The 17343-nt window shown below is 62.2% G+C and carries 22 protein-coding genes; 7 read left to right on the top strand and 15 right to left on the bottom strand.

The genetic code is table 11. The annotated features are described in order from the left end of the window. Positions 1–236: 236 nt before the first annotated feature. The 4 genes from PAF12_RS04865 to PAF12_RS04850 form a co-directional block, all read right to left on the bottom strand. A complete protein-coding gene (locus tag PAF12_RS04865; protein ID WP_271108871.1) occupies positions 237–767 on the bottom strand; it encodes a hypothetical protein in 531 nt (176 codons plus the stop codon). A gap of 169 nt (positions 768–936) precedes the next feature. Next, positions 937–1233 carry a hypothetical protein gene (locus PAF12_RS04860; protein ID WP_271108870.1) on the bottom strand — a complete coding sequence of 99 codons (297 nt, stop codon included), beginning with the start codon at positions 1231–1233 and terminating at the stop codon, positions 937–939. A gap of 25 nt (positions 1234–1258) precedes the next feature. Next, a complete protein-coding gene (locus PAF12_RS04855) occupies positions 1259–1489 on the bottom strand; it encodes a hypothetical protein (RefSeq protein WP_271108869.1) in 231 nt (76 codons plus the stop codon). A 64-nt stretch (positions 1490–1553) separates the two neighbouring features. Further along, entirely contained in the window at positions 1554–2204 is a 651-nt protein-coding gene (locus tag PAF12_RS04850; RefSeq protein WP_271108868.1) for a hypothetical protein, read from the bottom strand. Between the two features lie 779 nt (positions 2205–2983). Here PAF12_RS04850 and PAF12_RS04845 point away from each other — a divergent pair. Together PAF12_RS04845 and PAF12_RS04840 are read left to right on the top strand one after the other, a co-directional pair. After that, the gene (locus PAF12_RS04845; RefSeq protein WP_170436864.1) at positions 2984–3217 is read left to right on the top strand and encodes a hypothetical protein; all 234 of its coding nucleotides are present in this window, start codon (positions 2984–2986) and stop codon (positions 3215–3217) included. Further along, positions 3214–3474 (top strand): hypothetical protein, encoded by a 261-nt coding sequence (locus PAF12_RS04840; RefSeq protein WP_271108867.1) that lies wholly within the window; start codon positions 3214–3216, stop codon positions 3472–3474. Before PAF12_RS04845 ends, PAF12_RS04840 begins: the two co-directional genes overlap by 4 nt. Here PAF12_RS04840 and PAF12_RS04835 read toward each other — a convergent pair. Continuing rightward, positions 3471–4580 carry a hypothetical protein gene (locus tag PAF12_RS04835; protein WP_271108866.1) on the bottom strand — a complete coding sequence of 370 codons (1110 nt, stop codon included), beginning with the start codon at positions 4578–4580 and terminating at the stop codon, positions 3471–3473. The two genes, PAF12_RS04840 and PAF12_RS04835, sit on opposite strands and share 4 nt — an antisense overlap. Then, positions 4577–4786, bottom strand: a complete 210-nt coding sequence (locus tag PAF12_RS04830) for an AlpA family transcriptional regulator (protein ID WP_271108865.1) — start codon at positions 4784–4786, stop codon at positions 4577–4579. The genes PAF12_RS04835 and PAF12_RS04830 overlap by 4 nt, the downstream gene beginning before the upstream one ends. 174 nt (positions 4787–4960) lie before the next feature. Between PAF12_RS04830 and PAF12_RS04825 the strand changes: the two genes are divergently transcribed. Continuing rightward, on the top strand, positions 4961–5620 hold the full coding sequence (locus PAF12_RS04825) for a hypothetical protein (RefSeq protein WP_271108864.1): 660 nt from the start codon (positions 4961–4963) through the stop codon (positions 5618–5620). Further along, on the top strand, positions 5601–6341 hold the full coding sequence (locus PAF12_RS04820; protein ID WP_271108863.1) for a site-specific DNA-methyltransferase: 741 nt from the start codon (positions 5601–5603) through the stop codon (positions 6339–6341). Before PAF12_RS04825 ends, PAF12_RS04820 begins: the two co-directional genes overlap by 20 nt. A 135-nt stretch (positions 6342–6476) precedes the next feature. Here PAF12_RS04820 and PAF12_RS04815 read toward each other — a convergent pair whose 3' ends face one another. From PAF12_RS04815 to PAF12_RS04805, 3 genes are all read right to left on the bottom strand, one after another. Continuing rightward, complete coding sequence (locus tag PAF12_RS04815) at positions 6477–7781, bottom strand: glycosyltransferase (RefSeq protein ID WP_271108862.1); 1305 nt, start codon at positions 7779–7781, stop codon at positions 6477–6479. A gap of 71 nt (positions 7782–7852) precedes the next feature. Beyond that, positions 7853–8248: a GIY-YIG nuclease family protein gene (locus tag PAF12_RS04810; RefSeq protein ID WP_271108861.1), complete on the bottom strand. Its 396-nt coding sequence runs from the start codon at positions 8246–8248 to the stop codon at positions 7853–7855. Next, entirely contained in the window at positions 8245–9015 is a 771-nt protein-coding gene (locus PAF12_RS04805; RefSeq protein ID WP_271108860.1) for a hypothetical protein, read from the bottom strand. Before PAF12_RS04805 ends, PAF12_RS04810 begins: the two co-directional genes overlap by 4 nt. A 168-nt stretch (positions 9016–9183) precedes the next feature. On the opposite strand from PAF12_RS04805, the gene PAF12_RS04800 reads away from it, so the two are divergent. Both PAF12_RS04800 and PAF12_RS04795 read left to right on the top strand, forming a co-directional pair. Then, positions 9184–9672, top strand: a complete 489-nt coding sequence (locus PAF12_RS04800; RefSeq protein WP_271108859.1) for an HNH endonuclease signature motif containing protein — start codon at positions 9184–9186, stop codon at positions 9670–9672. 120 nt (positions 9673–9792) lie between these two features. Then, positions 9793–10653: a hypothetical protein gene (locus tag PAF12_RS04795; RefSeq protein ID WP_271108858.1), complete on the top strand. Its 861-nt coding sequence runs from the start codon at positions 9793–9795 to the stop codon at positions 10651–10653. Between the two features lie 158 nt (positions 10654–10811). Here PAF12_RS04795 and PAF12_RS04790 read toward each other — a convergent pair whose 3' ends face one another. Continuing rightward, the gene (locus PAF12_RS04790) at positions 10812–11147 is read right to left on the bottom strand and encodes a hypothetical protein (protein WP_271108857.1); all 336 of its coding nucleotides are present in this window, start codon (positions 11145–11147) and stop codon (positions 10812–10814) included. Between the two features lie 500 nt (positions 11148–11647). After that, the gene (locus tag PAF12_RS04785; RefSeq protein ID WP_271108856.1) at positions 11648–12112 is read right to left on the bottom strand and encodes an Lrp/AsnC family transcriptional regulator; all 465 of its coding nucleotides are present in this window, start codon (positions 12110–12112) and stop codon (positions 11648–11650) included. 206 nt (positions 12113–12318) lie between these two features. Between PAF12_RS04785 and PAF12_RS04780 the strand changes: the two genes are divergently transcribed. Then, positions 12319–13371, top strand: coding sequence for an ornithine cyclodeaminase (locus tag PAF12_RS04780; RefSeq protein WP_271108855.1), 1053 nt, complete (start codon positions 12319–12321; stop codon positions 13369–13371). A 90-nt stretch (positions 13372–13461) separates the two neighbouring features. Here the strand turns inward: PAF12_RS04780 and PAF12_RS04775 are convergent, their stop codons facing one another. From PAF12_RS04775 to PAF12_RS04760, 4 genes are read right to left on the bottom strand one after another with little or no spacing between them, the layout of a single operon-like run. After that, on the bottom strand, positions 13462–14328 hold the full coding sequence (locus PAF12_RS04775) for an ABC transporter permease (RefSeq protein WP_271108854.1): 867 nt from the start codon (positions 14326–14328) through the stop codon (positions 13462–13464). 15 nt (positions 14329–14343) lie between these two features. After that, positions 14344–15270, bottom strand: a complete 927-nt coding sequence (locus PAF12_RS04770) for an ABC transporter permease (protein ID WP_271108853.1) — start codon at positions 15268–15270, stop codon at positions 14344–14346. A gap of 12 nt (positions 15271–15282) precedes the next feature. Continuing rightward, positions 15283–16269 (bottom strand): ABC transporter ATP-binding protein, encoded by a 987-nt coding sequence (locus PAF12_RS04765; protein ID WP_271108852.1) that lies wholly within the window; start codon positions 16267–16269, stop codon positions 15283–15285. Further along, entirely contained in the window at positions 16266–17258 is a 993-nt protein-coding gene (locus tag PAF12_RS04760; protein WP_271108851.1) for an ABC transporter ATP-binding protein, read from the bottom strand. The genes PAF12_RS04765 and PAF12_RS04760 overlap by 4 nt, the downstream gene beginning before the upstream one ends. Positions 17259–17343 lie beyond the last annotated feature (85 nt).

Here is a 17343-nt window from a genome sequence, read left to right as displayed (position 1 = left end):
TAATCAGGTGCTGAGGTGCTGGACCTGAAACTGCCGGTCAAAGCGCCATCAAAGCGACGTGCCCAAATTGCTAACCGCGCAGGATCGCAGCCGTCCGGGCCTGATAGAAAATCAGTTGCCGCCGAAACTCGCAGAGCGCGTCAGCGAAGGCGGTTCTTGGGGAGTGCCCTATCAGGGTGGGGGCGCGGTCGGAGAACCGCACGCAGCGCCTCGCTCTGGGCGTCAGTGAAACAGGATCAGGGCACCGACACCCAGGGTTGCGGCGACCATCGCAAGTTCGACCCAGGCCAATCGTCGTCCTCCGGGCCTGCGATGGCCGGGATGGCGACGACGTTCGGCAGAACCTCAACGCCCGTTTCCTGCTCGACGACCAGGGCGGCTTCTTCGTAGGTGATACCGTCGCGCTGCATGACCTCCTGCACGAGTTGGGACGCGTCGCTTGCCTCGACCTTGACCCCCATGCGGGAGAATGCGCCCAGGATGCGCGTTCGGCTGTGCGGCTGCGGCACTTCCTTGTGCTCTATGGTCGTCGCGGCCAGCTTCGGACGGACGTACTGCGAAACCTCCTTGAACGCGACGAGCGCAAGGTGCTTGTCGCCCTCGTCGTAGGCCTCAGCACCAATCAGCGCCATCATCTCGACCGGGTCGAATTCCGCATGCCCCGCGTGAAGGTGCATCGCGCGTAACTTGCGGTCGATGCGTTCCGCCAGCTCCTTCTTGTTCTTGTGCGGTTTGCCGAGGCGGGAGGAATACGGGGTGACAGGCATCAGACAGGCCTCCCCGACGTATCGAGGAGGCCCACTGACGATGCACAAGGAGTATCCCGATGGGACTTGCCCATCATCGCACGGCCAGGGCCTGCACGCGACCAGGATTGCGGGTCTTGGTGATTGATCATCATGCCGGAATGCCCCTCGCTATAACTCGGTTATCGGTTCACGCCGCCGAGCTTGATGGCTTTTTGAGCGGGAACGTGAACGGCTCGCGCAAGTAACCCGTCTGCGCGGGCAGTTGATCCAGTGCCCACGTCCACGGCCATTCGGGCAGAGCGTCTGCGTTGATCGACGACGGCGCGCCGACCGAGGCGTTGTGCAGCATTGCCGTCTCGTTGTAGGTCGAGGTGCGCACGACAAGGCAGCGCCCGGTCGCCGTGACGTAGGGCAACGCCGCTTCCTCGCCGGTCACAAACCACTCCATCGTGGATCCTGGTTCGACCTCGTCGGCGCGGGTCATGGACAGCCCGAAGCGGGCGAAGGGTTCAACGTGCATTGGGCACCTCTTTGATTGCTTTCAGAATGCGCTCCATGCCTTCGGTTAGGCAGGCGCGGGAACGGGTCAGGGTTGTGCCCATGAATTCCAGGGTCACGACGTCCGGGTCTTCGTGGCCGAAGACAGTGAAGGCGAGCGACCGATTATCCAGGTCCACTGTCTCGCTCTCGATGATGTGGGCGAGCGGTCGATGCTCGAAGGTCTTGATGGTCCGTTTCATCGCCAGCCCTCGTTTTCCATCGTCCCGTCGAAGGAGTTGCCCTTTGAGCAGTTCTCGTTCTCGGTCAGGATTTGGAGATTCCAGGGAACGTGAAGACCGCACACGTCGGGGTGCTTGAGCGGGATGCGATGATCGACGTGGTGGACAATCCCGTCTCCTCGGTCAGGCGGGCGCGCTCGCTGTAAATCGCCTCGATTTCCGAAAGATGTTCGTCAGTGAGCCAGGGGAGTGCGGCGTTTGCTTCCAGAGCGCGTCGCTGTGCCGCGTAGAGCCGCACCTTGCTCTTGTTCGCTTCATCCCATCTCCGCTCGACGACCCGGATGGTAGCCCTGTTCTTTTTGCGCCGCCTCCGATCTTGAACGCGATGTTTGTCAATGTTCGCTTGAAAATACGCTTTGATTCTCTCTGCGTTCTTGGCGGTGTAGATGCGCTGGCATTCAATGCACCGGCTGTCGCTACGCGCTTTGGGACTGATATGACCTTCGCGGCATGGCAATCCCGTGAAGAATTGCTTGGGCATCCCGATTGGCCAACCTTCGGCGCGTAGTACGCGCGCAGCGTGCTTCGTCGCGGGCAACTCTGCCCACTCGGGATGACCCGCATCGACTGCGGCTTGGGTTCTCTTGTCTTGCATCATGTCGCGACGATAAGACCCGCGTCGGTGCTGGTTCGAGCAATAAAGCAGGTAGCGAACCGCGAACTGATATGCTGTCACCCCGAGACGCGTTTCCGCTCAATTAGTTAGGCAAACGCGGACGCCGTTTTGACCGAATCCTGATTGCTACCTCCGGCGGTTTGGCCAGGATCGACGACGGACGACGGCGGGCATGGGCGAGCAATGCCGTCAGAGCGCGGCGCTGCTTGGGCACAAGGCGGCGTCTCGCGTTTTTGGGCGTCATGGTGGGGGCACGACCGAAACCGCCTTCACGCCCGCGCTCTGCGAGGATGACCAGGGGTCGGTTTCGATAGGCGGTCGCCCTCTGCTCAGAGAACCGCGTGTGCCAGGGGCAAAGACGGTGTTACGCGTGCGCTTGCCCAGGAAACGGGTGAACCAGAGTGAGGCGCGCTTTACGTGCGCGCACGCGCGCGAACCGTGGTGATCGTTTCTGGTAGATCATACAGGATCGCCGGTTCCCTGCACGCACCCTGCACGGGTTTTCCCGCAAACCACTGGCATCATTGACGACCCTGCACGTCCTGCACCCTGCAAGGCAACCTCCCACATCGCGTCGCAGGATAATCATCGAGATCACCGATACAGGGTTGATGATTATTCTGTGAACGCGCGCACGCACCAGTGCGCACGAATACCGCCGCAGGCCCGCGACCGCGTGATGATTATTCTGCTCACGCGCGCGCGCAGGCGCGCACGAATACAGGCGCAGGGCACCGTCTTCCTCATAACCAAGTTATCAGAATCCACCTCCTTTCCCGGTCGAGCCAACCCAGTGGCGGATCGTATGTTGATCGAAACCACCCAACGGAGACCCGACCATGACCCAACTTGCCGTTGCCTCGCCCGCTGCCTTCGCGCCCAAGGCCCGCTTGACCGGCGCACCGTCTGAACCGTCCTTCGTGGAATGGGCGCTCGGATGCCTGCACCGCATGGGGGCACTGAACGACCGCGCCAAAGCGAACCGCTGGTTCATGACCGCCGTTGACGACGAGCAGCGCCGCATTGCCATGAGCGCCCTGTTCCCCGGCCAGAACCCCTGGGATCACGCATGACCCCGGTCATCGAGCAGGAGGTGCGCCGCGCCCTCAGAGAGCAAGATCGCCACCTCCCGCGCATCCGCCGGGAGGTTGTCGCGTCACTGACGGCCGACGACACCGCCGCGACGATCCTGCAACGCACAACCCGCGCCTGTTGTGACGCGGGCTTGCGGATGACGCAGAAGCAATTCTCTGATTTCTTCGCGACGGTGTTCGAGGCGAGGCAGGAGCGGTTCCCGCATCGCCTGATCTTCAACGTCGCTGGTCTCTAGGACTTGTTGCGCTCAATCTTGTCCAGGAGCGCGACTTTCCACTCGTAACCTTCCCACATTCGCTGCACTTCGCGATCCAACTCTTTTTCGGCTTCGCTCTTGGGCGGGTTGGGTCGATGACTTTCCACCACCTCCGATGTGTAGTTCTGGCCGTTCCAGGTGTGCCGCACGACGTTCGGTTTCAGCCCAGGATTCCGCAGCGGGTGGTGATACATCGAGAACACCGGTACATCCCAAGCGTCGCCTTGGGCAAACTTGGGTGCCATCGCATCGACGAACCCGGAAAGAAGCGCCTGATCGACTATCGCCTGCGCCGCCTCGTAATCGTCCTCGTCTGGGTTGACCTCATAGGACAGCTTGCACGCCTGAACGTCAGGCAGGAGCATGTCCACGTCCTGCAATGCGCTCGCCCGTGCCGCGAGTTCGACGAGTTCATCCGAGGTCTTGTTGGTCGCGGCGAAGTCCCGGAGGACAGTGTGCATCCCCTCCGGCGCGCGGCGTCGCTTGGTCTTCTCGATCTTCTTGGTCGCGGTCGCCCGACCGTGCAGAACCCATTCCTCGTCGAGGTCGAGCAAGGCCCAGGGGTTCTGGGTGTAGTTCAGCGGCAAGCCGTCAACCTCCACCCAATCATCATACCCAGGATGCACGACGTCTGCCGCCCACGCCATCTTGAGACGGGCATCCGCCGCGTGCATGTCGCAGACGGCTTTGAGCCGCGTTCGATACTCGTCGAGCAGGCCTTGGGCCTTCACGCGGCGATCCTCGGACAATGGCCGCTTCCGCATCAGGTTCCAGGTGTTGAGCGGCACATCCGGCTTGAGCGTTTCATGCCACCACGGCAACCCCGTCAATTCTTCGACCGTCTCTGGCGGCGCGCACCATTTCCACGGATCGCGCATCGCCTCGGAATGCAGGGCGTCCAGAGCATCGGTCAATCTGTGATCGAATTGCTCGCCGCGCAGCGCCCGAGAAACGGTGCCATCATTTACCCTTTCGGTCAGGCCGTATTTCTCGCCGTTCTCGTGCAGCCATTCGACAACCCGTTTCACCTGGACGAGGAATTGGCGCAAGTTCTCGCCATCAGCGAATTCTGATTTCTCGCTCACGCCTGCGCCTCCATCCAATCGTCGAGGTCCGCTTTCCGATAGCGCACCATCCGCTTGCCCACGCGTTTAAACGTAGGCCCTTTCCCCTTGAAACGCCAGTCAGCGAGGGTGTCTGGGGTCGAGTCCAGATACTTCGCTGCTGTGCGCGGACATTGCCATTCCGGCCACTCAGGCAGGCTTGGGTCTTCTATCTCCTTGTAGGGCATGACGGCTCCTTTGTGCTGCTCATGTCCTGACGATAAGTGCCTACCACCGGTCCTGTCAGCGCGAGAACAAGGTGGAACCTAGAATAATCAAGGTGCTGCCTACCTCATCTGGTGTATCGCCTAGACCTGATCCGCTACTTCTGGCAGGTTCCCTCCTAAACGAGGGGCACGGCGATGATTCCAGGCGGCAAGGTCTACAGCGAGGACGATTCCGAGTACACGCAGACGTCGGTCAGCAAGCGTGTGGAGGCTCTGTTCCTGAACAACGTAGGGCTGGTGGTGACGCGGGAGCAGATCATCAAGGCGGCAACGAACCCCAAGACGGGCGTTCAACCTGAGAACTGGCACCAGCGCCTCTCCGAGTTGTGGACGGACAAGGGTTACACCATCCTGTCCTGGCGCGACTGGAAGGAACTCGCCCCGTCCGAGTACATCATGCCTCACACAGAACGACGGGCGACGGCTGCGAAACGCGTCATTCCCTCGAAAAAATGCTGGGCGGCTGTGTTGTCGCGTGCGAATAATTGCTGCGAGTGGGTCGAGGACGGCCAGAAGTGCGGATTAGAGGCTGGCGATATTGACCCGGTCGGAGGTGGGACGGTCAAGTTGACGCCTGACCATCTAAATCCGCATTCTGTCAATCCAAACTCCGACCCGAATAATCCGGAACAATGGCAGGCGCTCTGTGGGCGCCACCAAGTAATGAAGAAGAACTATTGGGACTCGTCAACTGGCAAGATCAACATCGAGGCAATTCTGCAATCGGTCAATGAGAAACAGAAACAGGCGGCCCTGCAATTCCTATTGAGGTACTATGGCTACGAACTCAAATAACGTCGACGTCTACGACCCCCAAGACGTCCTCGACGCGGTTGCCCGCTTTCGCGAAACGCACGGGCGCTGCCAATGCGCCATTTTGGACCCCTGGTACAATAAGGGCGTGGGCGGCGTCCGGGATGATTATGTCGAGTATATGTCCGCGATCTTGGCCGAGATCGCGTCTGTTGCTGATCACGTCTATTTCTGGGGGTTCCCGGAAATCGTCGCGCTGTTCATGGAGCGGTTGCCGAAGACCCACGAGTTCGTCGCTTGGCTGACCTGGTACTACAAAAACAATCCGTCCGTGATCCGTGGGTGGCGTTCTGCGCAACAGGCCTGCATCCATATCAAGACGCCGGACGCGAGGATGTATCCCGAACACTTTCTGAATGAGGCCCAGTTGGAAAAGAAGGCCCAAGGCAAACTGCGCTACATGCCTGGGCCCACGTCGGTCATTGAGTCCTCGCTTCTGGTCGGGTTCGTCGGGCGCAAAGAACAAACTGGTCACAAGTCCCAGAAGCCAGTTCCTGTCTACGAGCAGATCATCCGCATGGCGACGACGGAAGGCGACCTCGTCTTTGACCCCATGTGCGGTTCCGGGACGACGGGCGAAGTGTGTCTAAAGCACGGGCGGCGCGCGGTCCTCAACGACATAGAACCCGAGTACGTCGAAATGACGCGCAACCGCATGGAACGCTGCACACCAGAAGAACCGCTGCAAGCCGCCTTAATCTGACAGGTCCAGGCGCGCTGTCGCCTCGCTGATGATCGTCGCCCCTGGGATTGCCCGACGAGATCGACGAGAGACGCAGCGAAACCGGGCCTGTGCGCCCGTCTCGGGGTCGTCAGGGGTGAGTGCGGGGCGCTCGCGTCAACCGCCCGCTACGACGCGCTCACGCGCTCTGGGATTGACAAGACCGTGGGCCGTCTTGGCCCAGTGCGACGGCGCGACCACCAACTCAACGACGGCGATGCCGAGGGCGATGGCGTGCAGGAAGGCATAGGCGGGTAGCGCAAGCGCGTCACGCACAGGGCGACCGACACGGCGCGCCGCAACGGCGAAGACAGCGACGCTCAGGGCATATCCCGAGAACAGCATGACGGCGAGCGGCCTGTGAGGATCGTTCGCAGCGACGGCCATTCCCACCGGGTGCGACGCGATGCAGATCAACTGAACGGGTAACTGGACAGCGAGGGCGATCCGATCACGCAGGCGCGGCGCGCGAGGCAGGATGCCGTGAACCAACGTCGTCTGGCAGAACCCCTTCATCCACCTGGATCGTTGCTTCACCCATGCGGTGACTGATACCGGCGCTTCCTCGCCCGTGACGGACAGGACGACCGACGACGTGTAACCGGCACCAGCCAAGCGGACAGCAAGGTCAGCATCTTCGGTGACGTTGTGCGCATCGAACGCGCCGACCGCCATGAGCGCATCGCGTCGGAGGTATTGACTGGTTCCTCCCAACAGAAACGGCAAGCCGCACTGGCTCAGAAACGGAAGCACACCCCGGAACAAGACGGCATACTCGAGCGCCCACAGCCGCGTGACCAGAGGCCCGTCGTGATCACACGCAAGCACACCCTGGACGACAGCGCGCCGAGGGTCAGCCAGAAGCCGTGCGACGGCGCGCTTCGGCTGGTCGGGTGCAGGGCGGTCCTCAGCATCGAACACCACGACGACCTCGCCCCGGGTATGCAGGAGGCCGTAGTTCACGGCGCGCGGCTTCGTGCGCGGCTTGCCATCCGGGACGACAAGGACGCGATACGGCCAGAAATCGAGGACCGCGCGCGTCTCCTGGTCGTCTTCCTCGACAAGCTGCACAATCTCGGGCGACGGGTAGTCGAGCGCGCGCATCGCGCGGGCGAGTTCTGCAATCACCGACGGCTCGCAGTAGACGGGCAGCAGGATCGTGAGGGACGGCCAGCGGTCAGGTTCGGGGTCGTCGTGATCACTCCACCCAACGAGGGCGGCTGCGCGCAACATGAGGACCGCGAGGAAGCAGGGCACGAGTGCCCATGCGAGGGGCGGATAGATCAGGGGCGACGCCGCCACGACGATCAGCAGCGCGCCAACCCAAGGTTCTTTGATCGACCGGGCAGACAGATGCTCTGGAACGGAAAAAGCCGCCCACTGGGCGGCTTCGTCGATCTGTTCGAAGGTCTGGTGTTTCATCTGCAACTCCGTTCTGGAATCAGAAGGCCCGCCAACTCGGCGGGCCTTGGTTCTGGTAAGGGGAGGTGCGGTCAGGTTGCCGCGAGCAGCAGGAGCGTCAGCCACCCGACGCCTTCGACGATGCCTCGGAACACGCGCCAAAGGTGGCGCAGCCATGACGGGCGCGCGGGCGTCTGCTTGTCTCGACCCAGAGCGGCGATGGCTGCGGGCACAGAAACGCGGAACCACTCGCGCTGATCGCTGACACGGTAGCGGGCGAGCGCCGTGTGAGCGTCGCGCTCAGCCGCCCGCACGTCGTCAACCGGCCAAGCCGCCGCAACGGCGTAGGGCGCTGGCGACCCCGTGTCGTGCAACTCCGCTGCGCGTTCCTCTGGCGTCCTGGTCGTCATGCCAATTTTGCAGAGACCGGGCATCGCCGGGTTGGTCAGGACATACAGCCAACCCGGTTCGATCACGCGGACGCTCATTTGCACGCCGCCACGAGCGCGTCCGCGCGGGTGGTGTCCGCGTCATGCGCCGGAATGCGCTTCACGCCCTTGGGCATCAGCAGGTAGTATTTGCCCTCCTTGCGCTCGACGCCCAGCCCGAGCGCGCCCATGTCGGTGCGCAGCGCGGACGACACGGTGTCCTTGTTCCAGCCGAGCGTTTCCATCAGTTCCTCGATGGTCGCGCCCTTAGCCAGCGCCTCGGCCATCAGATGCCGCTTGCTGCCTGCCTTCGTGGCTTTGACATCTTCCGGCTTGCCGGGTTCGAGCATCACGCGGTCGGGCAGCTCGCGCGCCTTGCGGGTCTTGGGTGCTGCTTTTGCCTCGATGCCTTCGGCCATCAGGTCGAACGCAACGCGGATTCCGTCGTCGGCCAGAACCTGTTGCACCGGGCCTTCGCCGTTGACGCCTTCGTCCGTGATCACGAGCAGCGCCTTCTTCGAGAGGGACGCGACGATGTCTTGCACCTGCTTCTGGGTCAGGCCCGTGCGCTGCGCGATCTCGGGCAAGTCGCCCCAAGTCATGTTGTCGGCCAGCATTGCTTCCAGGGTCTCGGCACCGTTCGCGTCGATCCCGGCGTCCAGGTAGGCAACGAGAACGCGCTTCTCCATCACGGTCAGCTTGGGCGGCTGCGCCTTGATCATCGCGACGAGGTCGGCTTTGGCGATCTTCTTGAGCGCGGAGGCGGTCAGCGGCTTCGCCAGCAGGTCGTTGAGGGCAGGCTTGGTCAGGGTGTTGAGGTCGGTCATCGTTCTGTCACTCCGTTGATGCGTTCCCGGAACGTTCCGGGCATAACCGAGTTATCGGACCTGTCCCCGGCGCTGCTCAACCACAGTTTTCGGTAAGCATCTGAACTTACGTTGTTTTCACCCTCTTATTCGGTCGCAATCGCTTGATGGAAGGCGCAAAACTAAGACATGGCAAAGCAACGAATTTTGGAGATTTGGCAGGCGGCACTCGACGCTGGACACCCTGAATGGGTTCTACTGCCCTACAGCCAGCCGGACGCAGAGCAGGCCCGAAAGGATCGCTTCTTCAATGGGCGAGCGTGCTCGCGCGGTCATGTTGTCCCCCGAACTGTGCCTGGTGGGCACTGCACCGCCTGCGAGCGGACCTACCAAACCCAGTATGCAGGGGTGCGTCGCGCAGCCGAGATCAATGCGACGCCCGACTGGCTGACCGCCGACGATCATTCGGAAATCAGGGGCGTCTACACGAAGGCGGCACGCCTCACAGAGGCGACGGGCATCCCGCACCACGTCGATCACATCGTGCCGCTCAAGCACCCTCTGGTCTGCGGCCTACACATCCCCAAGAATTTGCAGGTGCTGACCGGCACCGAGAACGTCCAGAAGAATAACTCGTTCGATGGGACGCTGGAAAACGAGGGGTGGCGAGGGAAATAATTGCTTGACCGCCCTATGCGCAGACGCTAGGTGTTGTGGACCGAGTCATGCGCACAACTAATGATTGACTCCGTTTCCGTTCTGTTCCACCGCTCGAGGTGAGCAGATTCGGAGGCCTATATGGCGCATCACACTGACGACTTCCTGATCACTGACCCGGAGAAGCAACCGGGTGTCGTACTTGAGGTGGAGGCGGGCGCTCGCCCAATCCAACTCCTTGAGCCATACGCTGCCGATCACGACGTGCATTGCGCGTTCTGCAAGCAGAAGCAGTTGCACAAGAACGGCTACCTTGCGCTGCTTGAGGACGGTCGCCGCGCCCTCTGCGGTAACGTCTGTGCGGAAGAATACTTCGACAAAGCCACTGTCAGTTCACTGGATCGGAAGCGCGACCAGTTGGCAGGCGCGCGGATTAAGCGGCAGCAGGCGGCTGCAATCATTGGCAAAGCCGCAGACCTTCTGCCGATCATCGACAATGACTTTGCCCCGAACGAGTGGGAGGCAGAAGCAGCCATGTCATCGCTCGGCCACTTCATTCCGATTGCGGTCAGGGAACAGATCAAGGACAGCGACGTGCAAGGCGTTGCCTATCTCGGTCAGCCATGCCGCGCCTTCGGTGATGCGCGAGGTGGAATCGCCTGTATCGTCGGTAAGGCAGATGGTGTCACCGAGCGCCAGGCCGAGAAGCTGATGGAAAAGCGGGTGGCTGTGATCGAACGGATTGAGCATGGCACGCACTACCTGCAAGAGGCCGTCGCCTTCTTCCAGCCCGACAACCTTCAGCGGTTCCGAGTATGGATGCTTGCGAACCAGAACCTGCACAAGGTGCGGGGCATCAATGTCACGAAGCGGCACCTGACGATCACGGCGCAGGAGGGCACGGATTGGAAGGGCGACCCTTGGACGAAGCGCTACCAACTTGACCTCCCCGAGATCGAAGCGCCGGAACTTCCCGCGATCATGGCGACGCTTGGCTGGTGACCGCGTAGCGAGGCGTATAACTCGGTTATCGCCCGCTGCCCTACATGCCCCAGGGGCACGAGGCAGAACACCGCCTCAGCGGCGCGCTCTGCGCGTCTCTCGCGGTGCTGACTGGGTGATCGCAGGGGCATCGACGACGAGCACCGCGACAATCGGGGTTAAACCGGAATTCCTTCCGAACCATCGTCGTCGTCCTGCCCGAACGGCGCTTTGCCACCGTCGTCCTCGTGTGGCACCTTCGGGTTCTCGTCGGGCGGTTTGTTGACCTCATCCCGCATACTCTGCGGAACCTGGAGGCCATACTTGATGGCATCGAGGATCAGCTTGGTTCGCTTGAGGCTCTGTTTCGCCCTCGTCTTTTCGGGCAGCGCGCTTGTCGCGGGGCTGAAAAGCACCCCGTGCCCCTCGGCCTCAAGCAGAGCCTTGAACTCCTTCTGAACCCGCTTGCGCTTCCTATGCTCAGGATTGTTGCTTGGTACGTTCGTGTTCCTCATAGGCGAACTTTCTCACCTGGCAGGCAAGTTGGCAAGGGAATCAAGGGTATCGCCTTCGTGCCCAAAGGTGCCTGATCGTTTAGACGGTGGGCGGGGATGCGGGCAGAAGGGCGTTGTTTGACGATTTCAGGCCGGTCACATAGCGGTCAAAGCAACCCGGAACCCTCCGCTAACCGCTTGAGCGCAGGCGCATCCGGCGGTGCCTGTTAATCAATTGGTCGTAGGTTCGATCCCTACCGCCGGAGCCAATCAACCAGACCTGATCGTTTTCGAAGCGGGTTGGATGCTTGGCGTATAAGTGAGATCCCAATTTCAGCTGCGCCTCTGACATCCCGATTTGCGGATGCTGAGTGACGGTATCTGAGGCAGGTTATTGCCCGCGCGCTGGCGGCAATTGGGTCGGTCAATCCATGCCATCCGGCGCGCGAATATAGCGCACTAACCTTGGCATAAACCGCTCATCTCTGTGCATACCAAAAGCAAGAATACAGCGCGTGATCCTAGGCACCAGACACCGCTGGCGCCGGCTGGCGGGCGGTCATTTGTGTTGCCAGCAGCAGGCTGGTTTCGCTGGTGGTGATGCCGTCAAGCTTCCGGATACTGGTCAGGGCGTCGTCCAGACCGCTGAGCGTCTCCGTCCCCAACTCGACGATCAGATCCCATTTGCCATTCGTGGAATGGATCGCCTTGACCGATGACATGCCGCGCAGAAACCGCAGGATGCGATCTGTGCCCCGTCCCTCGATCGCCAGCATCATGAGACCGCGGACCGGGTGTTCTGCCACGTCTTCCGCAAGCACGACGGTATAGCCGATGATGACGCCGCGTTGCTGGAGCCGTGCGAGACGTGTGCGAACCGTCACCCGCGACAACCCCACGGCATGCGAAAGATCGGACAGCGATATTCTCGCATCCCGCCGCAGCTCTGCGATTATGCGGGCATCGGCACTATCCGTTTCGGTCAATCTCACTTTCCCTATTGATATTTTCTTTTCAGATTTCACAATTTGATCTCTTTTCTTAACCCCGAACTGGCGAAACACTGCCCGCACTCAGATGAACAGCGCGCCGGCGATGGAAAACCAGACTGCATGACCGCACCGCCTCCGGGCCAAAGGATACAACCACTGACCAGCTCTGTCTGAGATATACTGAAACCGGAGATCATAACATGCCCGCACCCAACCCCTCCGAACTGGCCTTCATTCCGTTCGTCAGCGTCGAGAACATGATGAAGCTTGTACATGGCATCGGACTGGAGACAATGCTGCGCGAGCTTGCGGATTATATCGAGGAAGACTTCCGCCGCTGGGAATTGTTCGACAAAACCCCCCGCGTCGCCTCGCATTCTGCCGAGGGGGTGATCGAACTCATGCCGACCTCTGACGGTGAGGTTTACGGGTTCAAATACGTGAACGGTCATCCGAAGAACACCAGGAAGGGGCTACAGACGGTCACGGCGTTCGGCCTGCTGGCGCGCGTCGATACCGGCTACCCGGTGCTGCTGAGCGAAATGACCGTCCTGACCGCAATCCGCACCGCTGCCACATCGGCAATGGTGGCGCGGCATCTGGCCCCGAAAGGCGCCCGGACCATGGCGATGATCGGCAATGGCGCGCAGTCCGAATTTCAGGCGCTGGCCATGAAGGCGGTCTGCGGGATCGACGCCATCCGGCTCTACGATATCGACAGCGCCGCCACGGAAAAGGCGATGCGCAATCTGGCCGGTCACGGGATAACCCTGACCGCCTGCGCCACGCCCGAGGATGCGATGGAAGGGGCGGAGATCATCACGACCTGCACAGCCGACAAGCAATATGCGACGATCCTGACCGACAACATGGTCGGCAGCGGCGTGCATATCAACGCGATCGGCGGCGATTGTCCGGGCAAGACCGAACTGCACAAGGATATTCTCGAACGCTCGACGGTGTTCGTGGAGTATCCGCCGCAGACCCGGATCGAAGGCGAAATCCAGCAGATGCCCGAGGATTTCCCGGTGACGGAAATGTGGCAGGTCATCACCGGCGACGCACCCGGCCGCACCGATGCGCAGCAGATCACGCTGTTTGACGGCGTAGGCTTCGCGACGGAGGATTTCTCGGCGCTGCGCTATATCCACGACCGGCTGAACGACACCGGGCTTTACCAGAATCTCGACATCATCGCCGATCCCGACGATCCGCGCGATCTGTTTGGCATGCTGCAACGGGCGGCAGGCTAGGCGCAGCGAACTGGCCGCAGGTCATCGCGATGCCGGGCCTGAGCTTCTCGGGTCCGGCACGTCGCGCAAACCGGGCAAACGGCGCATGTTCTACCGGATCGTCGGGTCCAGCTTGTCACGCAGCCAGTCGCCGACAAGCGAAATCGAAAGCGTCGTCAGCATGATGATCACCGACGGCCCGAGCATGATCCACGGCGCGGTTGTCAGGTAGTCGCGACCGAACCCGACCATATTGCCGAGGCTGGTTTCCGGCGGCTGAACGCCAAGGCCAAGGAAGGACAGGCCCGACTCCATCAGAATGATCTCCGGGAAGGTCAGCGTCATCGACACGATCAGGGTGGAGGCGACATTCGGCAGGATATGTTTCAGATAGAGCCGCCGGGGCGTCGCGCCCAGTTGCTCCACGGCGGCGGCATAGCCTTGCGCATTCGCGGCAATGGCAAGGCCGCGGGCGATCCGCGCGTAACGTTCCCATCCGTAAAACCCCATCAGGCAGACCAGCAGCACCATCGACGATCCGAAGAACGCCAGAACCGCCAGCGACATGATCAGAAACGGCAGCGCCGCCTGAAAATCTGCCAGCATGACGACGAACTGCTCCACCACGCCCCGGAACTGCGCGGCGAGGAAGCCGAGCGTGGTGCCGAACACAGCCGAAATGATCGTCGCGCCGAAGGCAATGACCAGCGACACCCGCACCGACTGGATCAGCCGCGACAGCACGTCCCGGCCCAGCTCATCCGTGCCAAGCCAGTGTCCGGGGCTCAGCGGCGGCATCAGCCGGGCGGACAGGTCCATCTGGGTGATGTCATAGGGGCGCAGCAGGTCGGCGAAAACCGCGCAGATCACGATAAGCGCCAGCCAGATCAGCCCGAACATGACCGCTGGCGGTATCCGCTCTCGCTTCTGACGGCGCACGGACTGGGCGACGAGCCGGGCGGAAGATGTCTCTGTCATGCGCTCAACCCCCGCTCAATGCGCCGCATTGGTCCGCAGACGCGGATCCAGCCAGCCGTAAAGAAGATCGACAATCAGGTTCGACATCACCATCACGGCGGCGATCAGCAGCAGGATGCACTGCACCACGGCCAGATCCCGGTTCGAGACCGAGACGATCAGCAGCCGCCCGATACCGGGCCATGAGAAGATCGTCTCCACCACAACCGCCCCCGCAATCAGCGAGCCGACCATGAAACCAAGAATGGTGACAATCGGAATTGCCGCATTCGGCAACGCATGACCCCGGATCACATCGCGCCATTTGACGCCCTTGGCCGAGGCCGTGCGGATATAGGGCTGGCCCAGCACCTCGATCATGGCGGAGCGTGAGAACCGGGCGATTATCCCGATCCCGCCGATGGATATGGTGATGGCAGGCAGGATGGCGTTCTGCCACGAGCCGTATCCGCCGGATGGCAGCACGCCCAGCGTCACCGCGAAGATCAGCACCAGCAGCAGGCCCATGACGAATGACGGGATGGTGAAACCCAGAATGGCCAGCAGGATCACCCCGCGATCCGTGGCGCTGTCCCGGTGCAGCGCGGCATAGATCCCGGCGGGAATGCCCACACAGATTTTCAGGATCAGCGCCGGAACCGTCAGCATCAGCGTCGCCGGCACCCGCTCCAGCACCAGATCGAGCGCGGGCGCCCGGTCGCGCATCGACAGGCCGAAATCGCCCTGAAAGATCGCGCCCATATAGGACAGGTATTGCTGCCAGAGCGGCCGGTCGAGGCCCCACTGCTCACGAAACGCATCGACGATATTCTGCGGCACGTCAGGCCCAAGCAGCACCTGCGCCGGGTCACCGGACATGCGCAGCACGATGAAGGCAAAGGTCATCACGGCAAGCACCGTCACGGCGGCGCGCAGGAAACGCAGGAAAACGAAGCGGAACATGGCGTCCTCCCTTTAAGCTGCGCGGCGGACCGGGCCGGTCCGGTCGAGGTGATGGCAGGCCGCCCGGCAATTACGGCCCGTCTCCTGCATCTCCGGCAGGTTGGTGCGGCAGATCTCAGACGCCTCCGGGCAGCGCGGATGGAAGGCACAGCCGCTCGGGCGTTTGGCCGGGTTGGGCGGCTCACCCTGCAGGATGATCCGCCCGTCCAGACGCTGCCCCGGCTCCGGCACCGATGACAGCAGCGCCCGCGTGTAGGGATGGCGCGGCGTGGCAAAGACGTCCTCAACCGGGCCTTCCTCGACGATCTTGCCCAGATACATGACCGCAACCCGGTCGCAGAGATTGCGCACGACTTTCAGGTCATGGCTGATAAAGATCATCGCCAGCCCGTTTTCATCCCGCAGCCTGCGCAGCCGGTTGATCACCTGCGCCTGAATCGAGACATCGAGGGCGGAGACGGGTTCATCGCAGACCAGCAATTCCGGCGCTGTCGCAAGCGCGCGCGCAATGACCACCCGCTGACGCTGACCGCCCGACAGCTCGTGCGGGTAGCGTCCGGCCTGATCGGGGCGCAGACCGACCGACTGCATCAGCTCTTCCACACGGGCCTCGCGGGCGGCAGCATCGCCGATGCCGTGAATTTCCAACGGCTCCCGGATCTGGCTCGCAATCGTCAGGCGGCGGTCGAGTGCGGCCAGAGGGTCCTGATACACCATCTGCATCCGCATCCGGATCGCGCGCCATTGCGGCGTCCCCTTTTCCGGCAGCACGGCCCCGTCAAAGCGCACCTCGCCGCCTTGCGCCGGATCAACGCCCAGCAGCATACGGCCCAGTGTGGACTTGCCCGATCCGCTTTCACCGACAACGCCCAGCGTTTCGCCACGCGCGACATGCAGGCTGACGCCATCGACGGCGCGCATCGCAACCGGCTTGCCGAACAGCCCCTTGCGGGAGGTGTAGACCCGGACGAGGTCGTTGGCTTCGATCAACGCGCTCATTGCGCCATCTCCTCAAGCTGACGCGCCGTTGCGGGTTCCTCCGGCACCGGAAAGGCGCAGGCAAGCAGGCGTCCGTCGGGCTGCGGCAGCATCTCCGGCACCGCCTGATCGCAAAAATCCTGCGCCCGCGAACAGCGCGGCGCAAAGGCACAGCCCGGCGGCGGGTCGCGCGGATCGGGAACCGTCCCCCGGATCGGGACCAGCGGCGCGCGCGGACCGTTCAGCCGCGGCAGCGCATCGAACAGGCCACGCGTATAGGGATGGCGCGGCATGCCGAATAACTGGTCAACCCGCCCCTGCTCCACAATCCGGCCCGCATACATGACGCAAACCCGCTCACATATCTGCGCCACGGCACCGAGATCATGGCTGATGAACACCGTCGCCATCCCCATCTCGCCCCGCAGCCGCGCCAGCAGATCGAGGATCTGTGCCTGAATCGTCGCGTCAAGCGCCGTTGTCGGTTCATCCGCGATCAGCAGGTCAGGCTCACCCGCCAGCGCCATCGCGATCATGACGCGCTGACATTGCCCGCCGGAGAACTCATGCGGATACAGGCCGAAGCGGCCACGCGCGTCGGGTATCCCCACCATATCCATCAGCCGCAGCGCCTCATCCTTCGCCGCCTGACCGCGCAGCCCCTTATGCAGGCGCAGCGCCTCGCAAAGCTGCCGACCGACCCGGATCACCGGGTTCAGCGCGCTGGACGGGTCCTGAAAGATCATCGCGATCCGACCGCCACGCACCGACTCCAGCGTCGTCCGGGGCGCGTTACAGATTTCTTCGTCCTCAAGCCGGACCGAGCCTTCGATCCGCGCCTTGGAGGGCAGCAAGCCCAAGGCCGCCAGCCATGTCACCGATTTCCCGCAACCGGATTCACCGACGAGGCCAAGCGCTTCACCCGGCGCGACATCAAGATTGATGCCATGCAAGACCGGCACGCCGTCAAAGGCGACCCGCAAATCCCGGATCTCGACCAGATTCGCCATGTAATGACCTTTTCCTCTTGCCCCGATCCGACCGGATCTTCGCCGCGCATGGCGGATAGCTGGACGGAATGCCCCGGACACCGAA

This window comes from Paracoccus sp. SCSIO 75233, from assembly GCF_027912675.1.
Taxonomy (GTDB): domain Bacteria; phylum Pseudomonadota; class Alphaproteobacteria; order Rhodobacterales; family Rhodobacteraceae; genus Paracoccus.
Note: the sequence above shows the minus strand (reverse complement) of the source record. Positions and strands in the feature narration are given on the sequence as shown.

Excerpts from the sequence above, each read along its gene's own strand:
- PAF12_RS04820 (WP_271108863.1), top strand. The coding sequence starts at position 5,601 with ATGGCTACGAACTCAAATAACGTCGACGTCTACGACCCCCAAGACGTC.
- PAF12_RS04790 (WP_271108857.1), bottom strand. The coding sequence starts at position 11,147 with ATGAGGAACACGAACGTACCAAGCAACAATCCTGAGCATAGGAAGCGC.
- PAF12_RS04815 (WP_271108862.1), bottom strand. The coding sequence starts at position 7,781 with ATGAAACACCAGACCTTCGAACAGATCGACGAAGCCGCCCAGTGGGCG.
- PAF12_RS04830 (WP_271108865.1), bottom strand. The coding sequence starts at position 4,786 with ATGCCCTACAAGGAGATAGAAGACCCAAGCCTGCCTGAGTGGCCGGAA.
- PAF12_RS04780 (WP_271108855.1), top strand. The coding sequence starts at position 12,319 with ATGCCCGCACCCAACCCCTCCGAACTGGCCTTCATTCCGTTCGTCAGC.
- PAF12_RS04825 (WP_271108864.1), top strand. The coding sequence starts at position 4,961 with ATGATTCCAGGCGGCAAGGTCTACAGCGAGGACGATTCCGAGTACACG.
- PAF12_RS04760 (WP_271108851.1), bottom strand. The coding sequence starts at position 17,258 with ATGGCGAATCTGGTCGAGATCCGGGATTTGCGGGTCGCCTTTGACGGC.
- PAF12_RS04860 (WP_271108870.1), bottom strand. The coding sequence starts at position 1,233 with ATGACCCGCGCCGACGAGGTCGAACCAGGATCCACGATGGAGTGGTTT.
- PAF12_RS04855 (WP_271108869.1), bottom strand. The coding sequence starts at position 1,489 with ATGAAACGGACCATCAAGACCTTCGAGCATCGACCGCTCGCCCACATC.
- PAF12_RS04775 (WP_271108854.1), bottom strand. The coding sequence starts at position 14,328 with ATGACAGAGACATCTTCCGCCCGGCTCGTCGCCCAGTCCGTGCGCCGT.
- PAF12_RS04865 (WP_271108871.1), bottom strand. The coding sequence starts at position 767 with ATGCCTGTCACCCCGTATTCCTCCCGCCTCGGCAAACCGCACAAGAAC.
- PAF12_RS04765 (WP_271108852.1), bottom strand. The coding sequence starts at position 16,269 with ATGAGCGCGTTGATCGAAGCCAACGACCTCGTCCGGGTCTACACCTCC.
- PAF12_RS04800 (WP_271108859.1), top strand. The coding sequence starts at position 9,184 with ATGGCAAAGCAACGAATTTTGGAGATTTGGCAGGCGGCACTCGACGCT.
- PAF12_RS04770 (WP_271108853.1), bottom strand. The coding sequence starts at position 15,270 with ATGTTCCGCTTCGTTTTCCTGCGTTTCCTGCGCGCCGCCGTGACGGTG.
- PAF12_RS04845 (WP_170436864.1), top strand. The coding sequence starts at position 2,984 with ATGACCCAACTTGCCGTTGCCTCGCCCGCTGCCTTCGCGCCCAAGGCC.
- PAF12_RS04840 (WP_271108867.1), top strand. The coding sequence starts at position 3,214 with ATGACCCCGGTCATCGAGCAGGAGGTGCGCCGCGCCCTCAGAGAGCAA.
- PAF12_RS04795 (WP_271108858.1), top strand. The coding sequence starts at position 9,793 with ATGGCGCATCACACTGACGACTTCCTGATCACTGACCCGGAGAAGCAA.
- PAF12_RS04805 (WP_271108860.1), bottom strand. The coding sequence starts at position 9,015 with ATGACCGACCTCAACACCCTGACCAAGCCTGCCCTCAACGACCTGCTG.
- PAF12_RS04810 (WP_271108861.1), bottom strand. The coding sequence starts at position 8,248 with ATGAGCGTCCGCGTGATCGAACCGGGTTGGCTGTATGTCCTGACCAAC.